The sequence below is a fragment of the Campylobacter sp. JMF_06 NA1 genome, from assembly GCF_027737785.1.
Taxonomy (GTDB): domain Bacteria; phylum Campylobacterota; class Campylobacteria; order Campylobacterales; family Campylobacteraceae; genus Campylobacter_B.
Window position 1 is genome coordinate 11,696 of the sequence record NZ_JAOVUA010000003.1, and the last position, 25,247, is coordinate 36,942.

Annotated in this window: 28 protein-coding genes; 11 read left to right on the plus strand and 17 right to left on the minus strand. The window is 42.0% G+C overall.

The window, feature by feature from the left end; translation table 11 throughout:
* Positions 1-9: 9 nt before the first annotated feature.
* The 11 genes from larB to glmM form a co-directional block, all read right to left on the minus strand.
* On the minus strand, positions 10-756 hold the full coding sequence (larB, locus tag OFO07_RS04395) for a nickel pincer cofactor biosynthesis protein LarB (RefSeq protein ID WP_270871077.1): 747 nt from the start codon (positions 754-756) through the stop codon (positions 10-12).
* A complete protein-coding gene (gene larE / locus OFO07_RS04400; RefSeq protein ID WP_333720485.1) occupies positions 743-1,519 on the minus strand; it encodes an ATP-dependent sacrificial sulfur transferase LarE in 777 nt (258 codons plus the stop codon). The genes larB and larE overlap by 14 nt, the downstream gene beginning before the upstream one ends.
* On the minus strand, positions 1,494-2,696 hold the full coding sequence (gene larC / locus OFO07_RS04405; protein WP_270871079.1) for a nickel pincer cofactor biosynthesis protein LarC: 1,203 nt from the start codon (positions 2,694-2,696) through the stop codon (positions 1,494-1,496). Before larC ends, larE begins: the two co-directional genes overlap by 26 nt.
* Positions 2,693-3,943 carry a nickel-dependent lactate racemase gene (larA, locus tag OFO07_RS04410; RefSeq protein ID WP_270858721.1) on the minus strand — a complete coding sequence of 417 codons (1,251 nt, stop codon included), beginning with the start codon at positions 3,941-3,943 and terminating at the stop codon, positions 2,693-2,695. The genes larC and larA overlap by 4 nt, the downstream gene beginning before the upstream one ends.
* A gap of 167 nt (positions 3,944-4,110) precedes the next feature.
* Entirely contained in the window at positions 4,111-4,926 is an 816-nt protein-coding gene (locus OFO07_RS04415) for a transporter substrate-binding domain-containing protein (RefSeq protein WP_270871080.1), read from the minus strand.
* 94 nt (positions 4,927-5,020) lie between these two features.
* Positions 5,021-5,692 (minus strand): uracil-DNA glycosylase, encoded by a 672-nt coding sequence (gene ung, locus OFO07_RS04420; protein ID WP_270869920.1) that lies wholly within the window; start codon positions 5,690-5,692, stop codon positions 5,021-5,023.
* Between the two features lie 18 nt (positions 5,693-5,710).
* A complete protein-coding gene (nhaA, locus tag OFO07_RS04425) occupies positions 5,711-6,874 on the minus strand; it encodes a Na+/H+ antiporter NhaA (protein WP_270871081.1) in 1,164 nt (387 codons plus the stop codon).
* Positions 6,875-6,926: 52 nt separating this feature from the next.
* A complete protein-coding gene (locus tag OFO07_RS04430) occupies positions 6,927-7,358 on the minus strand; it encodes a CopD family protein (RefSeq protein ID WP_270858717.1) in 432 nt (143 codons plus the stop codon).
* A gap of 11 nt (positions 7,359-7,369) precedes the next feature.
* Positions 7,370-7,762 carry an SHOCT domain-containing protein gene (locus tag OFO07_RS04435; RefSeq protein ID WP_270865429.1) on the minus strand — a complete coding sequence of 131 codons (393 nt, stop codon included), beginning with the start codon at positions 7,760-7,762 and terminating at the stop codon, positions 7,370-7,372.
* A complete protein-coding gene (gene lspA / locus OFO07_RS04440) occupies positions 7,759-8,211 on the minus strand; it encodes a signal peptidase II (RefSeq protein ID WP_270865430.1) in 453 nt (150 codons plus the stop codon). Before lspA ends, OFO07_RS04435 begins: the two co-directional genes overlap by 4 nt.
* Positions 8,204-9,544 carry a phosphoglucosamine mutase gene (gene glmM, locus OFO07_RS04445; protein WP_270858714.1) on the minus strand — a complete coding sequence of 447 codons (1,341 nt, stop codon included), beginning with the start codon at positions 9,542-9,544 and terminating at the stop codon, positions 8,204-8,206. The genes lspA and glmM overlap by 8 nt, the downstream gene beginning before the upstream one ends.
* Positions 9,545-9,694: 150 nt before the next feature.
* On the opposite strand from glmM, the gene rpsT reads away from it, so the two are divergent.
* The 4 genes from rpsT to OFO07_RS04465 all read left to right on the plus strand — a co-directional run bounded on the left by rpsT (position 9,695) and on the right by OFO07_RS04465 (position 12,501).
* Positions 9,695-9,964 carry a 30S ribosomal protein S20 gene (rpsT, locus tag OFO07_RS04450; protein ID WP_270858713.1) on the plus strand — a complete coding sequence of 90 codons (270 nt, stop codon included), beginning with the start codon at positions 9,695-9,697 and terminating at the stop codon, positions 9,962-9,964.
* A gap of 10 nt (positions 9,965-9,974) precedes the next feature.
* A complete protein-coding gene (prfA, locus tag OFO07_RS04455; RefSeq protein ID WP_270858712.1) occupies positions 9,975-11,042 on the plus strand; it encodes a peptide chain release factor 1 in 1,068 nt (355 codons plus the stop codon).
* A 98-nt stretch (positions 11,043-11,140) separates the two neighbouring features.
* A complete protein-coding gene (locus OFO07_RS04460) occupies positions 11,141-11,584 on the plus strand; it encodes a hypothetical protein (protein ID WP_270871082.1) in 444 nt (147 codons plus the stop codon).
* Positions 11,585-11,658: 74 nt separating this feature from the next.
* Entirely contained in the window at positions 11,659-12,501 is an 843-nt protein-coding gene (locus OFO07_RS04465; protein WP_270871083.1) for a universal stress protein, read from the plus strand.
* A gap of 94 nt (positions 12,502-12,595) precedes the next feature.
* Here OFO07_RS04465 and OFO07_RS04470 read toward each other — a convergent pair whose 3' ends face one another.
* From OFO07_RS04470 to OFO07_RS04485, 4 genes are all read right to left on the minus strand, one after another.
* Positions 12,596-12,889: an HIRAN domain-containing protein gene (locus tag OFO07_RS04470; protein WP_270871084.1), complete on the minus strand. Its 294-nt coding sequence runs from the start codon at positions 12,887-12,889 to the stop codon at positions 12,596-12,598.
* 64 nt (positions 12,890-12,953) lie between these two features.
* The gene (locus tag OFO07_RS04475) at positions 12,954-14,123 is read right to left on the minus strand and encodes a MalY/PatB family protein (protein WP_270871085.1); all 1,170 of its coding nucleotides are present in this window, start codon (positions 14,121-14,123) and stop codon (positions 12,954-12,956) included.
* Position 14,124: 1 nt separating this feature from the next.
* Positions 14,125-14,967: a DUF3737 family protein gene (locus OFO07_RS04480; RefSeq protein WP_270871086.1), complete on the minus strand. Its 843-nt coding sequence runs from the start codon at positions 14,965-14,967 to the stop codon at positions 14,125-14,127.
* Positions 14,968-15,066: 99 nt separating this feature from the next.
* A complete protein-coding gene (locus OFO07_RS04485) occupies positions 15,067-15,510 on the minus strand; it encodes a hypothetical protein (RefSeq protein ID WP_270871087.1) in 444 nt (147 codons plus the stop codon).
* A gap of 113 nt (positions 15,511-15,623) precedes the next feature.
* Between OFO07_RS04485 and OFO07_RS04490 the strand changes: the two genes are divergently transcribed.
* The 5 genes from OFO07_RS04490 to OFO07_RS04510 all read left to right on the plus strand — a co-directional run bounded on the left by OFO07_RS04490 (position 15,624) and on the right by OFO07_RS04510 (position 18,596).
* Positions 15,624-16,109: a hypothetical protein gene (locus OFO07_RS04490; RefSeq protein WP_270871088.1), complete on the plus strand. Its 486-nt coding sequence runs from the start codon at positions 15,624-15,626 to the stop codon at positions 16,107-16,109.
* 226 nt (positions 16,110-16,335) lie between these two features.
* Positions 16,336-16,800, plus strand: a complete 465-nt coding sequence (gene moaC / locus OFO07_RS04495) for a cyclic pyranopterin monophosphate synthase MoaC (RefSeq protein ID WP_270871089.1) — start codon at positions 16,336-16,338, stop codon at positions 16,798-16,800.
* Complete coding sequence (locus OFO07_RS04500) at positions 16,787-17,035, plus strand: HP0495 family protein (protein WP_270868583.1); 249 nt, start codon at positions 16,787-16,789, stop codon at positions 17,033-17,035. The genes moaC and OFO07_RS04500 overlap by 14 nt, the downstream gene beginning before the upstream one ends.
* Positions 17,036-17,043: 8 nt before the next feature.
* Entirely contained in the window at positions 17,044-18,261 is a 1,218-nt protein-coding gene (locus OFO07_RS04505) for a hypothetical protein (protein ID WP_270871090.1), read from the plus strand.
* Complete coding sequence (locus OFO07_RS04510) at positions 18,258-18,596, plus strand: hypothetical protein (RefSeq protein ID WP_270871091.1); 339 nt, start codon at positions 18,258-18,260, stop codon at positions 18,594-18,596. Before OFO07_RS04505 ends, OFO07_RS04510 begins: the two co-directional genes overlap by 4 nt.
* 43 nt (positions 18,597-18,639) lie before the next feature.
* Here the strand turns inward: OFO07_RS04510 and recJ are convergent, their stop codons facing one another.
* Entirely contained in the window at positions 18,640-20,217 is a 1,578-nt protein-coding gene (recJ, locus tag OFO07_RS04515) for a single-stranded-DNA-specific exonuclease RecJ (RefSeq protein ID WP_270871092.1), read from the minus strand.
* Positions 20,207-21,838, minus strand: coding sequence for a CTP synthase (locus OFO07_RS04520; RefSeq protein ID WP_270871093.1), 1,632 nt, complete (start codon positions 21,836-21,838; stop codon positions 20,207-20,209). Before OFO07_RS04520 ends, recJ begins: the two co-directional genes overlap by 11 nt.
* A gap of 135 nt (positions 21,839-21,973) precedes the next feature.
* Here OFO07_RS04520 and OFO07_RS04525 point away from each other — a divergent pair, with 135 nt between their 5' ends.
* Together OFO07_RS04525 and OFO07_RS04530 are read left to right on the plus strand one after the other, a co-directional pair.
* Positions 21,974-23,422, plus strand: coding sequence for a hypothetical protein (locus OFO07_RS04525; protein ID WP_270871094.1), 1,449 nt, complete (start codon positions 21,974-21,976; stop codon positions 23,420-23,422).
* A gap of 264 nt (positions 23,423-23,686) precedes the next feature.
* Positions 23,687-25,165: an SLC13 family permease gene (locus tag OFO07_RS04530; RefSeq protein WP_270862863.1), complete on the plus strand. Its 1,479-nt coding sequence runs from the start codon at positions 23,687-23,689 to the stop codon at positions 25,163-25,165.
* The last annotated feature ends 82 nt before the right edge of the window (positions 25,166-25,247 follow it).

Here is a 25,247-nt window from a genome sequence, read left to right on the forward strand (position 1 = left end):
GCTCTCTCCTTATAAATGGTTGATTATACTCGCATTATACGCTGCGCCGTATCCGTTGTCGATATTTACGACACTAATGCCATTTGCGCACGAATTTAGCATACCAAGCAAGGCTGCCACTCCACCAAAACTCGCCCCATATCCCACGCTCGTAGGCACGGCGATGACTGGGGCTTTGACAAGGCCTGCAATCACGCTAGGAAGGGCTCCTTCCATGCCTGCTATGACGATTAGGACTTTGGCTTTTTGGATTTCATCAAGCTTCAAAAACAGCCTATTTATCCCAGCCACGCCCACATCGGTGATTTTGCGCACATCATTACCCAAAAATTTCGCCGTCTCGTATGCCTCTTCCACAGCGTAAGAATCAGATGTGCCAGCCGAAATGATACCGATATAACTTTCGGTAAGTTTTGGCTCGTTTATGATAATGCTTATCGTGCGGCCGACCTCGTTAAATTTGGCAAGCGGGAAGTCTTTTTGCAAAATTTCAGCCACCTGCGAATTTGTGCGCGTGATTAGGACATTGTTGCCGTTTTTCACACACTCGCGCGCGATTGCTAGGATAGCTTCTGGGCGTTTGCCCTCGCCGTAAATCACCTCTCCCACGCCACTTCTAAGCTCTCTTTGCATATCGACCTTAGCGCAGCCGATATCGGAAAATGGGTAGTTTGCGAAATACTCGACGACCTTTTCATCAGAAATTTTGCCACCCTTGATTTGGGCGATTAAGTCCAAAATTTCAGCCTTTTTCATTTAAAACTTCCTTTCTAAAACCCTTTAAATCGAGCAAAATTTCATCAATTTGCGAAATTTCATCTATTTTTTGAATAATTTTTGCAAAATTTTCACTCGCCACAAATTCGCTCATCAGCGCTCTTGGCATTTCGATTTTTAAATTTCGCCCATTAAAGCGCGCTCTGATGTTTGCAAAGCCGTTTTGTATGAGTAAATTTTCCACACGCTCGATTAATCTCAAATCATCTGCGCTAAATTCGCGCCCGTGAGGCAAACGAGTTAGCAAGCACGCAAAGCTAGGCAAAGTGGCACTTTCTAGGCGCAGGGCGTGCGAATACTCCCTAATTTGGGCTTTGGTTAAATTTATCAGTGGCGAAATGACGCCAAGCTCGCGCACGGCGCGAAGTCCCGGGCGATCTTCGCCCAAATCATCTTTGTTTGTGCCGTCTGCGAAATTTGAAAATCCCAAATTTCGCCCAAATTTAATTAAATTTTCGAATAAATTTTTCTTGCATAAATAACAGCGATTTTGCGGATTATTCGCGATTTCTTGTGGGGTTTGGAGTTCTAAAATTTCGTGGCGAAATTTGTGAATTTTAGCAAAATTTATAGCCTGCGAAATTTCTCGTTCGCTCATATATGGCGTTTTTATGGTGAGCGCGATGAAATTTTCCCCCAAAATTTCGCCCGCCACGCAGGCTAAAAACGAGCTATCCACCCCGCCAGAAAAGGCCAGGGCGAGATTTTTAAGCCCTCTAATCTCTTCCTTTAAAGTTTCCATTTTCATACTCTTTGATCGCCGCAGCTCGCACCGTAGCGATATTTGTGCCAAATTTTTGTGCCAAATTTTTGCAATCATCAAATTCAGGTTTGATTTTCTCTCCGCCCTCAAATTTGCAAATTTTAATCCTAACCTCGCCAAATTTCGTATTCACAGCGCGAATTTGACGCGGAAGTTCTGTTTTTTGCACAGAAATTTCACGCACCCCAATCGCCGTGGTATGGCGAAAAATCAGCTCTTTTAGCGCAGGCGCGTCGCAAGATTTAGCTAGCACGCTAAGCTTCGTGCCAAGGCGTGATTTTTTCATATTCACAGCCTCACTAAACACATCAAGCGCGCCAGCATTTAGTAAAATTTCGCTCGCTAGCGCCAAGCCCTCAGCGTCCATATCATCGATATTTGTCTCGATTAAAACCTGCCCTGATTGCCTCATGCCCTCATCTTCACAAATCATAATTTTAAGCAAATTTGCAAATTTGGCTTCCTTGCTTCCAGCCCCGTATCCAGTGCGCAAAATTTTAGCGCTAAATTCGGCGCAAAATTCGCTCGTTAGAGCCTTTGCGATACCTGCGCCAGTAGGTGTCGTCTGCTCAAAATCACCGCCAAATTTCACAGGCACGCCAGATAAAATTTCACTCACCGCGGGTGCTGGCACGCTTAAAATTCCGTGAGCGCACCTCACAAATCCCCCGCCAAGGGCAAGTGGCGAGCAAAGCACTCGCGAAATCCCAAGCGATTCGAAGCAAATTGCGCTTCCTACGATATCGACTATGCTATCTGTGCAGCCAACCTCGTGGAAATGGACATTTTCTAGGCTACTTTGGTGGATTTTTGCCTCCGCTTCGCCGATGATAGTAAAAATTTCGATTGATTTTTCTTTTACAAATTCGCTTAAATTTGAAGAATTTATTAAATTTACAATGTCTTTAAAAGTGCGTCCATGCTCATAGAAATGGGGTGTCGTGCTCCATTTGCGCTTTAAAATCACATCTACCTTCGTAGCACTTATGCCAGATTTTAAAACCTTTTTGGCGCAAATTTCATACTCATTAGAAATTCCTAGCTTTGCAAGGCTGTGTTTTAAGAAGCCAAAATCTACGCCAAGGTCGATAAATGCGCCAAGGCACATATCTCCGCTAATGCCACTGGCGCAGTCTAAATAGATAAATTTACTCAAATTTTTGGAACCGTCATTGAACCAAATGGTAAAATCACAATCTTAGCGTCTTTACCCTTCTCACCAAGCGCGTCATCTAGGGCTTTTTGCAAATCATGATATGGCTTTAAATGCACAGCTCTCATCTCATCGTCGCTTAGATCGCTAACCGCCCAAGTCTGCGCCCAAAGCCCAATTTCAGCCATTTTGCCAGCTTTGTGATAGCCTAGGTGAAATTCCTCTTGGATTTTTTCTAGCACTTTTTGTGGCGTATCGGCTGATGCCATGAGGTTAAAAAACGGCTTAGGGCCGATTCCTGTGCGACATTTGGCTACCATGATAAGCACGCCACCCTGGGCTAGGGCTAGTTTGCCGTTATCTAGCGCTTTTTGCGCTTGGTATAGATCCACATCCATAGGATATGGTGCTACTGAGATTACGATATCAGCTTTTTGAGGGATTTTGACGCAAAATACCTCTTCTGCTTTTTCAATACAATCATAAAATGTATCGTTTAAATCGCCACTATTTACATAATAAATATTATGGTCGCTATCTAGCACCGTCATAATCGCAAATACATCGATATGAGTTAGCACCTTCATCGCATCGACCATATCCTCATGCACAGGATTGCCCTCTAATCGCAAAGCCTGCGCATCGTGGCTAAGGGCTAGTTTGTGGTTTTGCTCGATAGTTTCGTATTTGGCAACGCCTGGCAAAAACGCCTTCCTACCGCCTGTGTAACCCGCGAAATAGTGCGGTTCGACTGAGCCGATTGGGATAACTTTTTTAGCGTTTGCTACGATTTTGTTTAGATACATTTGGGTTTTGTTGCTACTCTCGCCCAAATAGACCATTTCATCGTTTTTAGAATCATGGCTGTGAGCCTCGCCTTTGGCCTTGACCTCAGCCCAAATTTCTTTTGAAAAAATCATCTCATACTCATCTTCGGTCGGATCTCTGTGGCAGCCATTTGCGATGATAAAGGTTTTCTTTTTGTCCCTGATTTTTGGATAAATTTCTTTTAAAATTTTAGATGTCGGAGTTGGGCGTGTGCCGTCATTTACGATGATTACGATCTCTTCATCACCACTTATGAACTCATCAAAAGTTTTTTGATTTATCGGATTTTGCATTGCTTTTTTGATAAGCTCGGCCTCGTCAAATTTCTCAACCTTATTCGGATTGAAAATCCCCAAAAGATTTTTTTCGTCAAAATTTATGTTTAAAACATCATCTTTGCCATAACGAATTGGAACTTGCATTTTTCACCCCTTAATTAAAATTGAATTTTTCGATTGTATCAAAAATTTTATTTAAAAGAGATTTATGTCACAAAAATTTAACTTAATTATCAAAATTTAAGGTTTTTTAGCGATAAAAACCTTGCTAAACGCAAATTTAGCAAGGCGAAATTTTAAAAATTTAAAGCTTAAAGTAGATTATAAATGTCATCTAGCAAGAAGTATTTTTTCTCGGCTGTGCCCTTGTAATATGGGGAAATGTGGTTGTTAAACTCTGTTTCAAAAAAGCCGGTTTTAGATAGCTCCACAAGCGCAGCGTCGATTGCTTTTAGCAAATCTGTGTTGCCCTTTTGCACGCCGATTGAGTTAAATTCAGAGGCTCCGAGGTTTTTTTGTGGGACTTCAACTTCTCTATTTATCACTGGAAACGCCATTACGATGATGTTTTCATCAGCATAAGCGTCGCCTTGATTTTCAAGTAGCGCCCTAGCACAGGCACCAGCACTATCGCACTCTTTGATAGTATAGCCTTGTTTTTGGAAATACTTTTCGCCGATACTTCCTGGCATGGCTAGGATTGTTTTGTCTTTTAGATCTTTTATGCTTGTTATCGCGTCTGCTTTGCGGGTTAGGATACCGACATTTACGCTAAAATATGGGCTAGAAAAATCAGCGAGCTTCTCGGTCTCAGCGGTAGGGACTAGGGTCGAGACAGCCATATCCACAGCGCCATCTTGCAACAATCTATAAGAGGTCTCATCGTTCGCAGACGCTACGAACTCCACCTTTCCCTCGCCGCCTGCGAAAATTTTCGCAGCCACAGCCTCGGCTAAGGTTATTTCAAAACCCTCGTATTTGTCGCCATTTAGCTTACCAAATGGAGCCTCGTCATCATGGACGGCTATTAGAATTGTTCCGCTAGATTTGATTTCTGCTAGGCTTTTGGCGCAAACTCCGCTAAAAAGTAGCGCACTAGAAGCAAACGCAAATAAAAATTTATTCATTTTTTTCCTTTTTTTAGATAGATAAAAATTTAGGCGCTGATTATATACTTAAATTGTTTAATTAAATTTTAAAATACATAGTATTTTGATAAATTTACCAAAGTATTGTATTTTTACCTTTTAAAGCTAAATATTCATTGCATTTGCTAAAATGTCTGCACCCAAAAAACCCACCGCGCGCTAATGGGCTAGGGTGCGGGGCTGTAAGAATCAAATGGCGATTTGCGTCGATCAAATTTGCCTTTTTTATGGCGAAATTTCCCCAGAGCATAAAGACTAAATTTTCGCAGTTTTCGCTGATTTTGGCGATTATGGCGTCTGTGAATTCGCCCCAGCCAAGCTTAGCGTGCGAATTTGGAGCACCTGCACTCACGCTTAGAGTGGAGTTTAGTAGTAGCACGCCCTGCCTCGCCCACGGGGTCAAATCGCCCCCACTTATGGCGCACGAGCCGATATCTGCGATGATTTCTTTGAAAATATTTTTTAGGCTTGGCGGGATTTTTACCCCCTCTGGCACGCTAAATGCTAGCCCCATAGCCTCGCCTGCGCCGTGGTAGGGGTCTTGACCTATGATTACGACTTTTAAATTTGATAATGGGGTCAAATTTAGGGCGTTAAAGATTAAATTTAGCGGTGGGTAAATTTGGGTAGTTTGTGAAATTTGAGCTAAATTTCGCTCTAAATTTTTGAAATTTTCGCTTTGAAATTCGGCGCGCAGTAGATCTCTCCACTCGCGCGCACTAAGAAATGAGGCTAAATTTAGCACTAAATTTTGCCCTTAAATTTAAGCTGGTTTTGGTCCTACGGCCTTAGCCACGATGTATCCGACCAGACCTGAGACGATAGAGCCGATGAAAACAGCGAGTTTGTCTGTGTGATGATAAATGTCGCTTCCGCCATAAGCTAAGCCATCGACAAATAGCGCCATTGTAAATCCAATACCGCAAATTATGCTTACAGCGTATAGTTGCGCCCAGTTTGCGTTTTCTGGCAAGTAGGCGATTTTGCCCTTGATAAGTAGCCAGCTAAATGCGAAAATTCCAAATTGTTTGCCGAAAAATAGGCCAAGTGCGATACCCATTGGAACTGGACCAAATAGATAGCTAGGGCTCATACCAGCTAGGCTTACGCCCGCATTTGCAAAGGCAAAAATCGGCAAAATGAAAAAATTCACAGGATATGCAAGTCCGTGCTCCATATCTTTTAGCATTGAGCCAGAGCGAGTTTGCAATGGGATACAAAATCCAGCCACAACGCCAGCGATTGTCGCGTGGATACCTGAATTTAGCACCATTACCCACAAAATAAGCGACATAATGACGAAAAGCAGTTTTTTATCTACCTTCATTTTATTCATTATAAACATAATCGCCACGCAAATTCCTGCGCCGATTAGATAAGAGATATTTATCGTAGATGAGTAGAAAAGCGCAATAATCAAAATCGCGCACAAATCGTCCATAATCGCTAGTGTTAAGACGAAAATTTTAAGACTTGCTGGAATTCGTTTGCCAAGTAGCGCCATTACGCCCACGGCAAAGGCGATATCAGTAGCCGTAGGAATCGCCCAGCCCTTCAAAGCCTCGCTATCGCCCCAGTTAAGCACCGTAAAGATAATCGCAGGCGCCATAACACCGCCAAGAGCGGCAAAGCTAGGAAGCAAAATTTGAGAAAAATGGCGAAGCTGACCTTCGATTTTTTCGCGTTTTAGCTCCAAACCGATAGCGAAGAAAAATATCGCCATTAAAAAGTCGTTTATCCAAAAGTGCATATCCTCATCGAGTTTTAGTTTGCCGATACCCATGACGATGTGCGTGTGGATAAACTCGCGATAATACGGAGATAAAATATCGACATTTTGTGCGATGATAGCAAATACTGCGGATAAAAGGAGGATTACGCCAGCACTACTTTCGCTGGATAGGATTTTTTTGATTATGCGTTGCATGATTCTCCCTTTGAACAAATTTGTCTATTTTAGTATAAATTTCATTAAATTCTCATTGATTTGGCATGATTAACATAGCATAAAGTATGCCTATCATCAGAATCGTTGGAATTTCATTTAGCGCACGGAAATACTTTCCACTTTTTTTACAGGCGTCTTTTTCGAATTTAATCAAATAATAATGAAGCCAAAAATGATAAGCCACCATTAAAACAGCGCAAAGTAATTTTAGGTGGAAATAGCCCATTTTCATAAGTCCCGGATTTAGCAAAATCAGCATAACCGCGCTAAAAATCGTAACCGCCAAAGCTATCCAGCCGATAGCATGATAGAGCATTTTTTCCATTTTTTTCACAACTTTGACAAAATTTGGATTGTCCAAATTCTCAGCGTGATAAACATATAGGCGTGGCAGATAAAACAGCATCGCCATCCACGAAATAAAGCCCACAAAGTGGATAAATTTAAACCAATAATAACTCATTTTTCTTCCTTTCAATCTCTCATTAAAATATCTTTTCTAGCCTCAAATTCTTCCTTGCTAATCGCCCCTTTTTGGAAAAGCTCGTATAGGACCTCTACCTTTTTAAGACGCTGTGAATAATCCTCAGCCACGCCTTCGCCAGCTTCTTCGTTGATATCCTCAACCCAAATTCCTACGAAAAATAGATCAAAAAGCACCCAAAGAAGCCAAATCGGCAAAATCACAAGCCCTAGCAAAAAATACAGCGTAAAAATCCCAGCCCAATACAGCCCGATTTGCGCAAATCCACTGACAAATTTACCACAATAAATTCGGTGCAAACCGCCACCAATCGGCAATCCCACAGCCCACGAAAAAGCTCCGGCAAACCACAGCGCATACGCGATATAATTGTTTCTTTTCAAATTTTGCCTTTCTTTGAAATTTTCAAATTTTGCCACAAAAATATGACAATCGCTAAATCAATCATCACATCAGCAAAGTTAAAAACCGCAAATTCAAACCATTTGTGCCACGCCACATAATCCACAACTCCGCCGTGGATAAAGCGATCTAGCACATTTGAAATCCCGCCTCCAAGCAAAATGCCAAAAGGAAGCCAGTGAGCGTTAAAAAGCTCTTTTTGGCTAAAAACATACCAAGCCAAAAGCGCGATTAGCCCAAGCTGGATAAATTTCAAACTCTCGCCCAAAAAAGCTAACATCGAAAACGCCACGCCTCTATTAAAGGTCAGTATCAGCGAAAAATACTCGCCCTCCCACGAAAAACCATTTAAAAATATAAATTTTATAAATTGATCAAGTGCCAAAACAAGCGTAAAAATCAGGACAAATTTAATAAATTTTCTAGTCATTTAACGCTTTTTTGAAAAATTTCTCCGCTTCGTTCGCCCATTTTTCCAGAGCTTTTGCGTTTTTGCCCTCAAAAAGCAAACGGATCAAATTTTCCGTGCCAGAGTAGCGAAACAGCGTGCGAATTTTATCTTTTTTGATCTCTTCTTCAAGCTCTTTTAGCCCAGCAATTTTTTCAAGCGGTTTTTTATTTGTAATCTTTAAATTTCGCAAAATTTGCGGATAAGGCTTGATTAAATTTGCTAGCTCGCTCGCTTTTTTATTCATACCGAGCATACACGCTGCAAATTGAAGCGCAGAGGCGATTCCATCGCCTGTTTTAGCATAATCGCCAAAAATCACATGTCCGCTTTGCTCGCCACCGAAATTCGCCTTTTTCTCTTTCATCATTTCTAGCACAAATTTATCGCCCACACTGCATCTATGCACGGAAATTTTGTGTTTTGCCAAAAAATCATCAAGCGCGCCGTTACTCATCACGGTTGCGATGATTTGGTCGTTTTGAAGCTTGCCAAGCTCTTTTAAATACAGCGCCAAAACGCCAAGCAAAATATCTCCGTGTAAAATTTGACCGCTATCATCGACGACGACCAATCTATCAGCGTCCCCGTCAAAGGCAAATCCAACATCAGCGCGCAATCTTTTTACTTCGCTTGCCAAATTTTGCGGAGCCAAGGCGCCACAATTTTCGTTGATATTTTTTCCATTTGGCTCATCGCCTAGGACTATCACTTCTGCACCAAGCTCGCTAAACACCGTCGGAGCGACCTTGTAGCTTGCGCCATTTGCGCAATCAAGCACAATGCGAAGTCCGTGCAATGTTTTGTTTTTTGGAAAAGAATTTTTAAGCTGGACGATGTATCTGCCGATGACATCATCGACGCGCCTTGCCACGCCGATTTCCATCATTTGTTTTCTAGCCTCGGCGATTAGCTCGTCACTAAAATAGATTTTTTCGATTTCAGCTTCCTCTTTTTCGTCGAGTTTAAAGCCTGTGTGATCGAAAAATTTAATGCCGTTATCATAGTATGGATTGTGTGAAGCACTTATCATAATTCCGCCATCACAGCGCATATCCTCTGTCAAAAACGCGATTGCTGGGGTCGGCATAGGGCCGATTTGGCGGACATTGTATCCCACGCTAGTAAGTCCAGCCACAATCGCAGTTTCTATCATATAGCCACTTCGCCTAGTGTCTTTGCCGACTAAAATCATATTTGTAACGGAATTTTTCCTAAAATAAATTCCAGCTGCCATGGCTAATCTCATAGCAAGTTCAGCTGTCAAAAACTCGCCCGCTCTGCCCCTGACGCCGTCAGTTCCGAAAAGTTTCATAAATTTAATCCTTTATAAATCAAAATTCTCGCAATATTAGCAAAAAAAGTTTAATAATCGAATTTCTTTTAAAAATTGCTTAATTTCAGCAACGCTTAAAATTTTTGTAGTATAATCACGAGTTTAATATTTTCATTTAAAGGGATAAAAATGGCAAATCACAAATCAGCCGAAAAACGCGCTAGACAAACTGTGAAAAAAACAGAGCGCAATAGATTTTACCGCACAAGAGTAAAAAACATGACAAGAGCGGTAAGAGAAGCAGTAGATAGTAAAGACCTAGCAGCAGCCGAGGCAGCACTAAAAGTAGTTAATCAAAGCTTCCACGCTTTCGTTAGCCGTGGATTTTTGAAAAAAGAAACTGCAAGCAGAAAAGTTAGCCGCTTGGCAAAACTAGTAAATACACTAAAAGTCGCATAATTATCATTAAATGTTAGCCCAAAAATTACAACCCTTTTTAGACCGATACGAGGAGCTTTCACGGCTCCTTAGTGATCCAGGTATCGCAAGCGATATTTCAAATATGACAAAGCTTTCCAAAGAGCAAAGAGGTATCGAGCCGATAAAAAACGCCGCAGATAGGTATATAAAGGTTGTCGCTGATATCGAGGAAAACAAAAATTTATTAGGCGATCCTGAGCTTGGCGAGCTTGCCAAAGAGGAGCTTAAAAATTTAGAACTCGAAAAAGACGAACTCGAAGAGCAAATCAAAATTTTACTTCTTCCAAAAGATCCAAATGATGATAAAAATATCTTCCTTGAAATTCGCGCCGGAACCGGTGGCGACGAGGCTGCGCTTTTTGCGGGAGATTTGCTAGGGGCGTATTTGCGATACGCTGAACTTCGCGGCTATAAATGCGAAATCGTAAGCCAAAGCGAAGGAAGCGTGGGCGGTTTTAAAGAAGTTATTTTGCTTGTTAAGGGCGACGGGGCGTATTCAAGGCTTAAATTCGAAGGCGGCACACACAGAGTCCAAAGGGTGCCTGAAACCGAAAGTCAAGGGCGCGTGCATACCTCTGCTATCACGGTTGCTGTGATGCCAGAAATCGAAGATAGCGAAATCGAAATCAAAGATAGCGATTTGCGTATCGATGTCATGCGTAGCTCAGGGCATGGCGGACAATCCGTAAATACCACTGATAGCGCCGTTCGTATCACGCATATACCAACAGGTCTAGTCGTAACCAACCAAGACGGCAAAAGCCAACACAAAAACAAAGAAGCTGCGATGAAAGTGCTAAAAGCTAGGCTTTATGACTTGCAAGAGCAAGAACGCCTAGAAAAAGAGCGCGCCGAACGAAAAGATCAAGTAGGCACCGGCGATAGAAGCGGTCGAATTCGCACATACAACTACCCGCAAAACCGCATTAGCGACCACCGCATAAATTTAACACTTTATCGCTTAGACGCGATAATGGCTGGCGGACTTTTTGATGAAATAATCGATCCGCTCATCACAAACGCACAAGCCGAAGCGATTGCAAACGCAGGGCTGTAAAGCTAAATTTTATCTATAAATCGAATTTAATCAAAATTTTATCTGTTTTTAATGGGGAACTATAATCCCCTTTTTAAATTTTAAAAAAAGGAAAATTCATGGGAATTTGGCAAAAAACTTTTGGCGGATTAGACAAGGCGTATTATTTTAGACATTTTATCTTTGGCGCAGTTTTGGCTGTGATTTTGATCTGGGCGCAAAGCTACTCAGCAGAGAGTATGGCAGCAAGGACTGGCAAGGAATTCGCTGGCATGGATTTTTTCATCTATATATTTTATGCGATTTGCGCGCTTTTGTATCCATATGCAAGATTTGTGTATGAAAGTATCGTAAATTTCATCATCGGAAACAACTTTTTTATCGTAAATGCCGTGTTTTTGCTCATTTGGAAACTTGTAGTTATGATAGTGCTTTTTGCGTTTTCTATCATCATCGCACCCGTTGGCCTAGCGTATCTATACTACTATCACACAAAAAACCGCACTTTTGATGAAAATTCAAGCGATTATTTTGAATTTATCGAAAAAGGCGACGAAAAATAAAAAATAGCAAAATTTAAACGAAATTTATTCTAAATTTTGCTATTCTCTTTCGAATTTTAATCAAAAGGATAGCTATGAGCAAAAAAGTATTTATCTGCGTTGATGAAAATGCGCTTTTAAAACCTGTTTGCGATTATGGAATCTACACTGCAAAGCGTCTTGACGCCGAGGCTGTGTTTATCCATGTAATCGAAACCCCAGAGCTTGGTCAAAATTTTTACGGACTTGCAGCTGGCGGGATAGTTTTGGGCGAAAATGATATGGTAATGTCACAGTATGGGGCATTTGACGGCAAAGACAACGAAGTAGATGAGAGCAAAATCAAAGCATGGCTAGATAAATGCGTAGATGAGGCAAAGGCTCAGGGCGTGAGTGCTAGCGCGATTTTGCGCGACGGCGATTTTATCGAAATCATCGAAGAATACAAAGACGAAGCTAGAATTTTTGTGCTAGGCATAAAAGGCACAAACAGCGAAGATGTGGGCTTTAACGCAACTATGCTGATTAAAGAGATGAAAGTTCCGGCCCTTTTGGTAAATAAAGATTTCAGCCCAATAAACTCCGTGCTTGTGGCGTTTGACGGCACAGAGGCTGCGCAAAAAACTCTAAATTTCACAAAAGAGGCCAAGCTTCTAAAAGACGCGAAAAAATATGTCATAAATGTAAATAACGACACCGAGGAATCGCAAAAAACGCTTGAAATCGCAAGAGAGATTTTAAAAGGCGAAAACGCCGAATTTGTAAGCGTCTCAGGCGATGTTCCGGGCGATGAGATTATCAAATATCGTCGCGCCAACAACCTCGATTTAATCGCGACTGGCGCATTTACGAAGAGTTTTTTCAAAAAGCTTTTTGTAGGAAGCGTTTCAGAGGATATCTTGCACAACGCTCTTGTGCCGATTTTAGTTCTAAGTTAAAATTTGGGGCAAATTCGCCCCAAATTTACCAGATTTCTTTAAATTTCAAAATTCTACCAAATTTCAAAATTTCACCAAATTTTAAGCCTAAATTTTAGCCCTTAAAACGGCAAATCACGCCCCGCTCACTCGCAAATAAAACTTTACCTTTTGCCTTTTTCTTAAATTTATCGTAAAGCCTACCTGCACTCATGCTCTCGCCGATGACAGTTTTGGTGCTGTTTGCGACATAGCCGATTTTGCCAAAACCCTCCAATTTCACGGCGATTGCCTCGCGGTCGTATTTGTTATCTAGCTCTTTTTCGAGATTTACGACCATATTTTCCTTCAAAAATTCCCACCCATAGTAGAAATTCAGCCCAGTGATTGTGAAATAAATCTTTTTCATTTCGCGCTCCTTTCCTAAAATTTCCACTATTTTAACGCAAAATTTTGACATATTATGTCGAAATTTAAATTTGTCCTTCCCACAAATCAAGCGCAGTTTTTAGCCTAGATAGACCATCAATCACATTTTTGCGCGAAGTTGCGATATTTAATCGCAAAAATTTCTCTCCGCCCTTGCCGTATTGCGCGCCATGGCTTAGGAAAAGCCCTGTTTTTTGGCGGATAAAATTGGCTAATTTCGTGCCCTCATCGCAATACTCGCTTACATCAAGCCACATTAAATATGTCGCATTTTGCGCTACGCTACGCGCTTTTGGCAGTTCGCGCGCGATAAATTCATTGGCAAAAGCTCGGTTTGCGCTCACATACGCTCTCATCTCTTCCAACCACGCTTCGCCCCGCTCAAACGCACAAATCGCCGCAATTAGCCCAAAAAAGCTAGGCTCTGCGATATCATCACCATTTAGCGCGCGACTGACTTTTTTATGCAGTTTTGGATTTGGGGTAAAAACGGCCGCTGTTTGCAAACCAGCGATATTAAACGCCTTTGTCGGAGCTATGATATTTGCGCTTAAATTCGCACAAACCTCGCTAGCAGCGGCAAATGGAGTGTAATTTACGCCAGGCTCAGTGATATCACAATGCACCTCATCGCTGATGACGATAACGCCGTATTTTTCGCACAGCTCGCCGATTCTCATTAGCTCGTCCTTGCGCAAGGTCCTGCCGATAGGATTGTGCGGATTGCAGAGCAAAAGTAGCGATGTTTGCGCCTCTTTTAGGCAAAATTCCAAATTTCCCCAGTCGATGAAATACTCCCCCTCTTCGTATCTAAGCTCGCAAGAAAGGGTATTTCTACCCATATTTTTAATGCAGTAAAAAAAGCAGTTATAAACAGGGGTTAGAATTACGATATTTTCTCCGGGCGCGCTAAGCTTGCGAATTAGCGAATTTATCGCTGCTAGCGTGCCACCAGCGTAAGTTAGAGAGCCTTTTTTGATTTCGTAATTATGGCGCCTTTTCCACCACGAAGTATAGGCGTTTTCCCACTGCTCATCTAGCACGCTATATCCATACACGCGCTCTTCCAAGCGGGTTTTTAATGCCTCGTAAATCTCTGGTGCGACGGCAAAATCCATATCCGCAACCCACATTGCAAGCTCGCCCTCGCCTACTTCCCATTTTAGCGATTTTGTGCCAGCGCGGTTTGGCAGATTGTCAAATTCATACGCCATTTTACGCCCTTAATTCAGTGATAATCTCTGTTTTGCTCGCGTCTGTCGCGCCGTCTTGGATCAGCTCGCGGATTTTAGCGGCTTTGATTAGCCCTGAGCGCGGGTTTTTCACGCTGTCGATTTCGCCGATGATTTCGGCATGCACATCGCTAAATTCAAACGCCAAGGTCGTGTTTATGAGCTCGCAGTTTTCTAGGCGCAAATTTTGCATATAGCAAAATCCTTGCAGGCTTTCGATTTTGCAGTTTTTCAGAGTGACATTTTTGGAATTCCAGCCAAAATACTCGCCCGCGATGAAACAATCCTCGATTAGGATATTTTCGCAGTTCCAAAACGCATCTTTGCTAAGAAGTTTTGAATTTTTGATTTTCACATTTTTGCAGCCGTCAAAGCAATAATCGCCAAAAAGATTTAAATTTTGTATTTCTAAATTTTGGCAATCAAGCCCGAAATAAGGGCCTTTTGCGCTGATATTTTTAAGCACGATATCCTCGCAATGCCACAGGGTTTCTAGCGCGTCAGTGAATTGAATATTTTCTAATCGCGCATTTTTCACTCTGCGAAGCCCCTTTGGCGCGCCATAAACGCAATCGCTTAGCCTTAAATTTTGACTATACCAGATACCTGCGCGCGCGATTTCATCGAAAAGGCAGTTTGAGATTTCGATATTTTTCGCATACCAAAACGGATATTTCCACTCAAATTTTGAGTTTTGCACGATTATGTCAGAGCTCTCTTTCAGCGGTGATTCGCCGTCGCAAAAAACGGAATTTTCTATTTTTAAATTTTTCGCGCCAAAAAGTGCTCTTTCGCCACTAAATCGCATTTGTTTTAATGTTTGCATAAATTTTCCTTGTGATAAATTTCTCTTTTTATACCAAAATTTTTAAAATTTTAATAGAACAATATTGCAAATTTCTTGCCTAATTATGCAAAATTTGATTTATTTGTGTTTTGGCGTTTTGCGCAAATCAAAATAGATAAAATGTCCTGTGCTTTCGCCATTTTCGAAAATTTCGAGTTTGTAGCGCATGATAGGGCTGTGGCAGGCTGCGACCATGATTTGAGCATGGTATGAGCCGTCGTTAAAGCGGGTAAGCGGGTTTTCGAAATTTCCCATATTCATGCTAATTCCTTTGATTTTTAGGGTTGGATTTTTTAGCTCACGCAAAATCCCGCTAACCACAACCTCGCTCTCGCTCATCGCTACAATCGGCGCTGGCGTGATTGTAAAGCTCACACTCTCGCCGCCTGCATTGCTAATGCACGAGGCTGTATTTAAATCGCACGGCAAGGAAATTTTAGTATCCCCAAATAGCTTGTCGCTATCCTCATTTGCGTGAGTTAAACCGCATAAAATCGCCAAAACAAGATAAAATTTTTTCATTTTTTCTCCTTGAAAATTTTTGCGTAATTTTAGGTAAAAAAGGTAAATTTTAATGATTGTTATTAAAATTTTGCTAAAATATCAGCCAAATTTTTAACGATAGGAGAGCTATTATGGATTTAAACGCACTTATGAAAATGGTTTCTGCGCTAAAAAGCGACGAGGGAAATGTCAGCAATTTCCAAGCAAACCCAGTTGCATTTATCGAGAAATTTTTAGGTGTCGATCTGCCTGATGATCAAGTAAATGCCCTAATTGCTGGCGTTAGCAATAACTTTTTAAAAGGCAACACTGCAAATGCTATGGGAAATGGTGGCGGCAGCGATATGATTGGAGCTGTGCTAGGCGGACTTTTAGGCGGCGGAGAGAGAGCAAACGCAAACTCAGTAGATAAATCAGGCGTAGATTTTACCGCGCTTATCGGCAAGCTTGCTGTGGCGAAATTTGACACAAACGGCGACGGCAAAATCGATATGAACGATCTAGGCGGGATACTCGGCAATATCATCGGTGGCGGAAACAAGGCTGGTTTTGGCGCAGATAACGGCGGACAATCTGGGCTTGATCTTGGCACATTGATGAAAATGTTCAAAGTCTGAAAATAAAAAAATATGCGAAATTCCCAAATTTCGCATATTAAAATATACTTAAATTATCATTTTTATATCACATATTAATCATTTATTTACCAAACTAGTAGTATAATCCCCCTGTCCGACAAGATAAAAACCTCCTTTTTGTATTTGCCTAGGCTTTCGGGTCTAGGCTTTTTTTATGCCCAAAAATTTGCTATAATCCCGCCAAATCAAATTCCAAGGAAAATCAATGCTAACACACATAGACGAAAACAATATGCCACGCATGGTCGATGTCAGCGCCAAAGACGACACCCAGCGCTCCGCCACAGCTAGCGGTATAATCCACCTAAACGAGGCTGCGTTTCGCGCAGTCAAAGAGGGCGATGGCAAAAAAGGCCCCGTGCTTCAAACCGCCGTTGTAGCGGCTATCATGGGGGCAAAAAAGACAAGCGAACTAATCCCAATGTGCCACCCACTAATGATAAATTCGGTAAAAACGCAAATAACAGAGCTAAAAAATGCGTTTAAATTATCAGTAAGCGTGAAAATCACCGGCAAAACAGGGGTCGAAATGGAGGCTCTAACTGGCGTGAGCGTGGGCTTACTAGCCATTTATGATATGGTTAAGGCCGTGGATAAATCAATGCGCATTTCAGACATAATCTTAGAGCGCAAAGAGGGTGGCAAAAGTGGCGTGTATGTTAGAGAGTAAGCCTGTAATCGCCTATCCGGCGCAGTGGAAATACAAGGTCATCATCGAGTGCGCCACGCAAAAAAAAGAAAAGATTGACGAGGTTTTAGCTAGCGAGGAATACAGCCTGAAATTTTCGAAATTTTCAAATGGCGGAAAATACGCAAGTTTCGATATTTCGGTCTTGGTGGCTAACGAGGCTCACAGGCTGGGCGTTTTTGAGAAATTAAAGAAAAATTTTAAATTTGTATTATAGGAGAGAGTATGAAAGAGGAATTAGTAGCGAAATTTGGCGAGAATTTACGCAGCGCAAGCGAGGCGCAAATTACTGAAAGTATCGAAAATTTGGCATTTTTAGCGTGCGAAAGCGAATTTGAAAATTTAAGCAAAGATGAGAAAACCGCTAAATTTGCAACCCTTACTAGCGCACTTTGCGCCGAGCTGGGCGAGCTTGAAATTTTAAACAAATCAAACGCCAAATCTGTCATAAACGGCGCAAAAAAGGCACTTTGCGAAGAGGGCGAAAAGGAGCTTTATAACCTGTTTTACGAATACGACGATTTGCGCAAAAAAATCCTAGCCTCACAAAGAGAGCTTTTAAATTTAGTCGAAAACGGCTACGAAAAAATCGAAAATTTGCTCCCAAATTTGGGCGAAAACGAAAAAATCATAGTCTCTGACGCTCTTGGCGAGCTTAGCAAAAACTCGCTTTTGCTTGCCGATGTTTTAAAAGAAGCTAGCGAAATGGCGTTTATCAGCGTGCTAGAAAACGGCGATGATATCGAGGATACGGCGCATTATACGGCGAAAAATATCGCATTTTACGCTATTAGCGAGGGCGAATTTACCCGCTTCCGCCTAAAAGAGATAGCCAAGCTCATCATCGAAAGCGCGATTTTCGTGGCAAACGAGAGCAAAAACACTGCCCCAGCACTAATCCGAGGAGCTGTGCTTGGCGTATATGATGCGATCACCAAAGTGGCTGAAAAATACCTAGACGATATGAGCGTGAGCCCCGATGAGAGCGTGCAGACCTTGGAGCAAAAAAAGGCGCAAATCGCCCAGACTAGCGACATTTTCACAGCTGTTTTAAGCGACGCAATCTCTCGCGCTGGCGAGCCAGCCAAAAGCGAAATCGAAAAATTAGCGCAAGAGGAATTTGGCGGGTATTTGTCGAAATTTAAGAAAATTTATGGCGAGCTTGGCGAGGTGCTAAGTGATAAAATCAGCGAAATGAAATTTGGCGAAAAAGCCAAGGATCTAAGCGCGCAATGGAAGGAAAAGGGCGAGAGGATTATCGAAAATTTCGAGCTTGATGAGAAATTTGGTAGCTTTAAAAAGGAAATGAGCGAAAAGCTTAGCGAAATCAAAACAGATATGGCGAAAAATATGAGCCAAAAAGCGCGCGAAATCAGCAAAAAAGCCTATGAAAGCGCACTTGATGCACTTGCGAAGATGAAAAACAAAGGCGAGAGCAAATGAGGGGCGAAAATAGCACCTATCCGCTAATGGGAACGAGATTTGTCCTTGACGAGGAAAAAATCCTGCGCGAGGGCAAATACCGCCCAGAAACGCTTTACGCACAGATTGACAAAATCGCCAAAGAGTGCAATATGCAAAAGGCGGATAAAAACACATATTACGCTGTAAAGGGCGAATATAGCCTAGGTGAGCTTGGTAAATTTTGCTATACATATTTAATTGATTGTGAGTGGTTTATTGATAATGTGAAAGAGTGGGAGTGGTTAGATGAATTCGATGGAGATAAAAGCATAATGGGGCGAATAAAAGAGAGGTATAATGGAAAAAAATCCTAAATTTGGGCTAAATTCACGCTAAATTTAACCCAAATTTCATGCCTTACTCAGCCGGGCTCATCTGCTTTATCACAAGTTCTGGCGAGATTACACTTCTGAAATTATTTTTATTTATGCTAAAAATCAAATCCACTCTCTGGTTTTCGCGTGGCAAAAAATCATAGTTAAACCACAACGCCTCGACACTGGCGCCGTTTTTTTGGATACTCATTTTGATATGTTTGCCCTCTTTGCCGATTTGGCGCACATTGCCCACACTCGCGCCACAGATATTAAACACAGGCTTTGGATTTTTCTGCCCGTAAGGCTCGAAAAATTCCAAAATTTCAAGCAGTTCAAAGTCGATTTGCGAAACTTCTAGCTCGCCTAGCAAATCGTCCGCCGCCCTAAAATCCTCCAAATCATCAGGCGTGATTTTCGCATTTACCCTGCGCCTAAATTCCTCTAAATTCGCAGGCTCTATCCCCACGCCAGCTGCACCCTTATGCCCGCCGTAAGTGGTTAAAATTTCAGCCTGCGATGAAATTAAATTTAAAATATCAAATTTCCCCACGCTTCTAGCGCTTCCCTTGGCGCGGTCCTCATGCACACTAAAAACAATCGCTGGTTTTTTGTAAGTTTTGCTTAGGCGCGAAGCCACGATTCCGATAATCCCCTCGTGCCACTCATCACCCCAAACCACGATAATATTGTCGTCTTCGTTGATACTTTGCGCGATTTGCTCGTAAAGGGCCTTTTCCTCCTCTTTGCGAGAGTTGTTGATGTGATCTATCATTTTTAGGTATTGATTTGCCTCTCTGATATCGCGCGCACACAAAAATTTATACGACATCGTCGCATCGTCCATGCGCCCCGTGCAGTTAATCAATGGAGCAATCGTGTAGCTAATATCGTCGAATTCGAAATGTTTTTTGAAATAATGCTCTTTAATCGCCTTAAAACAAGCCCGATTTGAGTTGTTTAGCTTTTTGATACCATAGCGCAAAAGTGCCCTATTCATATCTCTAAGCTCCATCATATCGGCGATTATGGCGATGATTAGGATATCCATTAGGCTAGACATATCGTAATTCACGCCAAGGGTTTCTTTGAGCGCGCCCACTAGATACCACGCGACCTGCGCCCCGCAAATTTCGACATTTGGAAAGGTGCAGTCTGGTTGTTTTGGATTGACGATAGCGTAGGCTTCTGGCAGGATTGGTGGTGGCATGTGGTGATCTGTAATGATTAAATCAATGCCCTTTTTAGCGCAAATTTGCGCTGCTTCTATCGCCGAAGTGCCGTTATCAACGGTAACAATCAGCCCGATACCCTCTAATTCGTCGATTATTTCGTTATTTAGCCCGTATCCGTCAGTGAAGCGGTTCGGGATTTTTATGACATAATCTGCGCCGATTTGGTTAAAAAAGTCGCTCATAATCACGGTGCTTACGATACCATCGACATCGTAATCACCCACGACTGCTATGCGTTCATTTTCATCAATGGCAGTTTTTATACGCAATGCAGCCTTATAGATATCTTTGAGCTGGCTTGGCAAGGGAATTTCACTAAGCTTTGTGTGTTTATCATTTGCAAACCTCGATTGTAAAATTTCCCTTACTTCGTTTTTACCTAACATTTTTAATAGAAGCTTCGATAAAGCCCAAAATCGCAGGATTTGGGCGCACTAAGCGACTAGTAAATTCTGGGTGAAACTGCACACCTAGAAAAAACGGATGATTCTTTAACTCCACCGCCTCGATTAGGCCGTTTGATTCGCCACATACAATCAAACCCTCTTTTTCAAATTTGGCTCTATATTCAGGGTTTGCCTCGTATCTGTGTCTATGGCGCTCTCTAATGGTCTTTGCGCCATCGTAAATTTTAGCTAGCAGTGAGCCTTTTTTGGTATCGCAGTCGTATCCGCCAAGGCGCATAGTCCCACCTAGCGGGCTTTTGTGCGTGCGGATTTGTTTTTTGCCGCTTGCGTCGATAAAGCTATCAATGAGATAAATAAGCGGACTTTTGGTATTTTCGTCAAATTCGATTGAATTTGCATCTTTTATGCCTAGCACATTTCGTGCAAATTCGATTATACATAATTGCATACCAAGACAAATGCCTAAAAACGGCACTTTGTGTGTCCTAGCGTAATTTATGGCTAAAATTTTGCCCTCTACGCCACGCACGCCAAATCCCCCGGCTACTAGCACGCCATTTACATCGCTTAGCATTTCATCTAAATTTGACTCTTCTATTTTTTCGCTATCAATCCATTTTAAATTTACCCTAGTATCCAGAGTAGCACCTGCATGGATAATGCCCTCGGTTAGGGATTTGTAGCTCTCTTTAAGGTCGATATATTTGCCTACAAATGCGATTGTAGTCTCATTAGTCGGAGCGATTACGCGCTTGACTAGGCTGTCCCATTTGCTCATATCTGGCTTTAAAACGCCCAAATTTAGGAAGCTTGCAATCGGCTCTAAAATTCCTTGGTTCATAAATGCGAGTGGAATTTGATATATGCTTTGGCTATCTGGGCTTTCGATGACGCAGTTTTTATCCACGCCACAACTTAGCGCGATTTTGTCCTTTAAATTTCGATTTAAAGGCATTTCCGAACGGCAGATTATCATATCAGGACTGATACCGATACGGCGCAACTCGCCCACACTATGCTGGGTTGGTTTGGTTTTTAGCTCGCCAGCGACCTTGATATAAGGAACTAGCGTTAGGTGGATATTCATAGTGTTTGCGCGCCCAAGCTCCACTCTCATAGCCCTTATCGCCTCCAAAAACGGCAAACCCTCGATATCGCCCACGGTTCCGCCGATTTCGACGATTAAAATGTCATTGTCTTCGCCCGCTTTTTTGATACGGCGCACGATTTCGCCCACGATATGCGGGATTACTTGAATAGTCTTGCCTAGATAATCCCCCCTGCGCTCACGCTCGATTACTGCGCTATAAACTCTACCTGTGGTGAAGTTGTTATCTTGGCTTAAATTTTCGTCCAAAAATCTCTCATAATGTCCCAAATCAAGGTCAGTTTCAGCCCCGTCATCAGTGACAAAAACCTCTCCGTGTTCTAGCGGGCTCATAGTGCCTGGATCGACATTGATGTATGGATCTGCTTTTAGCATGCGAACTTTGAGCCCTGAGTGCTTCAAAAGTGTCGCAATCGATGCCGCCGCAATACCCTTGCCAAGGGAGCTTAACACGCCACCCGTCACAAAAATATACTTTGTTTGTTTTGACATAGAAATATCCTAAATTTTGATTTTGATTAATGGCGAAATTATATCTTTGTTTTGGTTAAAGATAGATAATTTAAAATTTTATTATTTTTGGTTACAATGTCTTTTTGAATTTAATCCAAATTTTAAGGAGAAGCTGTGAAAAAATTTCTTGTTCCCATAGTGGCTGTAATCGTGCTAATTTTGGGTTTTGCCTTTTTGCCAAGCAAAGATAAGGGCGAGAGCCAAAACGAGCCAAAAGTAGAGCAAAGCGCACCCGCAAACCCTATCGCTAAGGCTATTGATAGCGTAGTTGGCAACAAAGCAGGCGAGCTAGCCGAAAAATACATTAACCAAATGCTAGAAAATAGCCAGTTTTTCGAGGTTAAAGAGCGTAAATTCGACCGAGGCGACAGCTCGTCTGCTGGATATTTTACCGGCGTGATTAAAAAACAAACCCTAAAAGATCAGCTAGTCGCAGTCGTAGCTAGCGTGCATGGCGAGACAGAAGCTAAGGATTTGCAAAAGCTAAATTCTGAAATGGATGAAATTTTCCCGCAGGATTTGGAGTTTAGGTATAATTATACTATCGCACACAGTGTCGCAAATATCGCTGATGGCGCGCAAATCGAGGGCAAAATCAAAGTTTTAACCCCACACTATGCTGAAATTTTAAAACAATTTTTCAAAACCGAGGAAATCGTTACAAACCGCGTCACAATCGCAACCGATATTAAATTTATCACCCAAGTAGCAGACGCCGAATACTCAAACGAGGGGGTGATGATAAATTTAAGCGGGCTAAATTTTGGCGGAGTTAGCGATTTAAATGGCGAAATTTTTAAAACCCTAAATTTGAGTTTGGATAAATTTTTCGTTTATGGCGTAGAGGGTGTGGATATCGAAATGCAGGGCCTTAACTACGATATGAAATACAAAAACGGCGTCAAAAATGGCGCAGAGCTAGTGGATTATTTCTTAGCTGATATGAGCTATACTTCCAGCCTTAAAAACGCCCTAATCACCGTGGAGGGCGATAGATTTATCGTCGCAAATGACGCTTCTAGCGAGGGCGAGACTAAGATTAGTGGCGGAAAATACTTTATGGACGATAAATCGCGCATAGCAAGCCTCAAAGTCGCAGATGTGCTAGTGCGAAATGTCGCGATCGATAGCGACTTCGCTATGAGCGAGAAACTTTACCGCGAGCTTGCATTTGCGAACCAAAACAAAGCAGAAGAACTAGCGAAAAATCCGCAAATTTTAAGAGATCTGCTCAAAGATGATATTTCGCTAAATTTGAAAAATTTATCTTTTGAAAATAGCGTCGGCAAAAAATTTAGCCTTAGCGCAAAGGGCGTCGTGGGCGATTTCGTCGATGAGGAGACACTGTTTGCGAAAATGAGTGCCAGCGGCAACGCTAAAATCGACACAAGCCTTGGCGAGTTTATCTCTGATTACGATAGCCTGCGCCCGTTCGCACCGCTAATCGAGCTGTATTCGGCGCAGTTTTTACGCCCTGAGGGAAATGGCGTAAAGCTTGATTTTAGCTACGATAAGGCTTCAAATTTATTGCAACTAAACGGCGAAAATATCCCGCTTCAATAATTTTTAGGTCAAATTTATGCGCGCAGAGCGTTTAAATTTGACCATTACACATTTTAAATTTGTGAAAATTTGTAATTTAAATCAAATTTAAAGGATAAAATTTATTAATATTATTTTATAAAAATTTTAAAATTTCGCCAAATTTTAAAATTTTGTTACCATAAGTAACGCACAAAAAAATTTTCAAATTTTATTTAACGCAATTTTAATAAATTTCCAACCTAATTTTGTATTATTCATAAAATCTTACAAAAAAGGAGTAACATGCCTGATCAAATCAAGGTGCGTGGGCACAACTTCCCAGACCTAGAACCGCAAAACTCGGAAGAAGTTGCGGAAGTAGCGCAACTAACCGATGTTGATTCGTTTCCGAAGCGTGGCATTATCATTGCGATAGTAGCGGCGTTGATCGCATTTGCGCTTTACAATGTCTTGCCGTTTGAGCCAAATGTCAAAAAGGGCTTGGCGCTTTTGGCATTTATCGCGATTATGTGGCTAACTGAGGCTGTGCATATCACGATTACAGCGCTTATGGTGCCAGTTTTGGCTGTGGCGATTGGGATTGGTAAATTTAGCAAAGACGGCGAATTTACGGCTTTGACGCTAAAAAATGCCTTGGCAAATTTCGCAAACCCTACGATTTTTACATTTTTCGGTGGATTTGCCCTAGCTACGGCACTTCACATGCAAAAACTTGACAAAAAAATCGCAACATGGCTTATCCAAAAAGCTGGCGGACGCCTTGGTGTGGCTGCGATTTTGATATGTATCACAACCGCGCTTTTATCAATGTGGGTTTCAAACACCGCAACCGCTGCGATGATGTTACCGCTTGCGCTTGGAATTTGCGCAAATTTGGACGCAAAGAAAAAAGAAGATCGTGGCACAATCGTCTTTTTACTCTTAGGAATTGCCTATTCAGCTAGTATCGGAGGACTTGGCACGATTGTTGGCTCACCGCCAAACATCATCGCAGCTGAGGCTTTGGGCTGGAATTTCGCTGATTGGATGAAGGTAGGACTTCCGGTAATGCTTTTAATGCTTCCATTAATGTTAGTGGTGCTATATTTGGTATTCCGCCCAAATTTAAATCACAAAGTAGAGATCGAACTCGAAGAAATTCCATGGAACAACAAGCGCATACTTACCGTCATAGTTTTCGTAATCACTGCGTTTGCGTGGATTTTCTCAAAAGACATTAGCAAGGTAATCGGCTTTAAAATCGATGACTCGTATGTCGCTGTGTGCGCTGCAATCGCTGTGGTAATGCTAGGTCTTGCTAAATGGCACGATGTGGCTGAAAACACAGAGTGGGGTGTTTTGATGCTATTTGGTGGCGGTTTGACGCTAAGTGCGGTGCTAGGCATGTCAGGGGCTTCTAGCGTGCTAGGAAACCTAGTAGCTGATACCTTCAAAGACGCGCCTGTGTATTTGGTATTGCTTGTAACTGCTGTGTTTATCATCTGCCTTACAGAATTTACTAGCAACACTGCCTCAGCTGCGCTTTTGGTGCCTGTATTTGCGGGTGTAGCAGCTCACATGGGCTTGCCAAAAGAAACACTTACAATCGTAATTGGTATCGGCGCAAGTTGTGCATTTGTAATGCCAGTAGCAACTCCACCAAATGCCCTAGTTTTTGGCACTGGCATGATTAAACAAATGGATATGATTAAAGCAGGTGCTTACCTAGCCTTTGCTGGTGCGGTGATAGTATCGCTTTATGTTTATCTATTTTTTGCATAAAATTTAGTTGCGAGATTTTCTCGCAACTACTAAATTCTGTCAAATTTCACCTGCTAAAATTTATTAAAATTTTGATAAAATC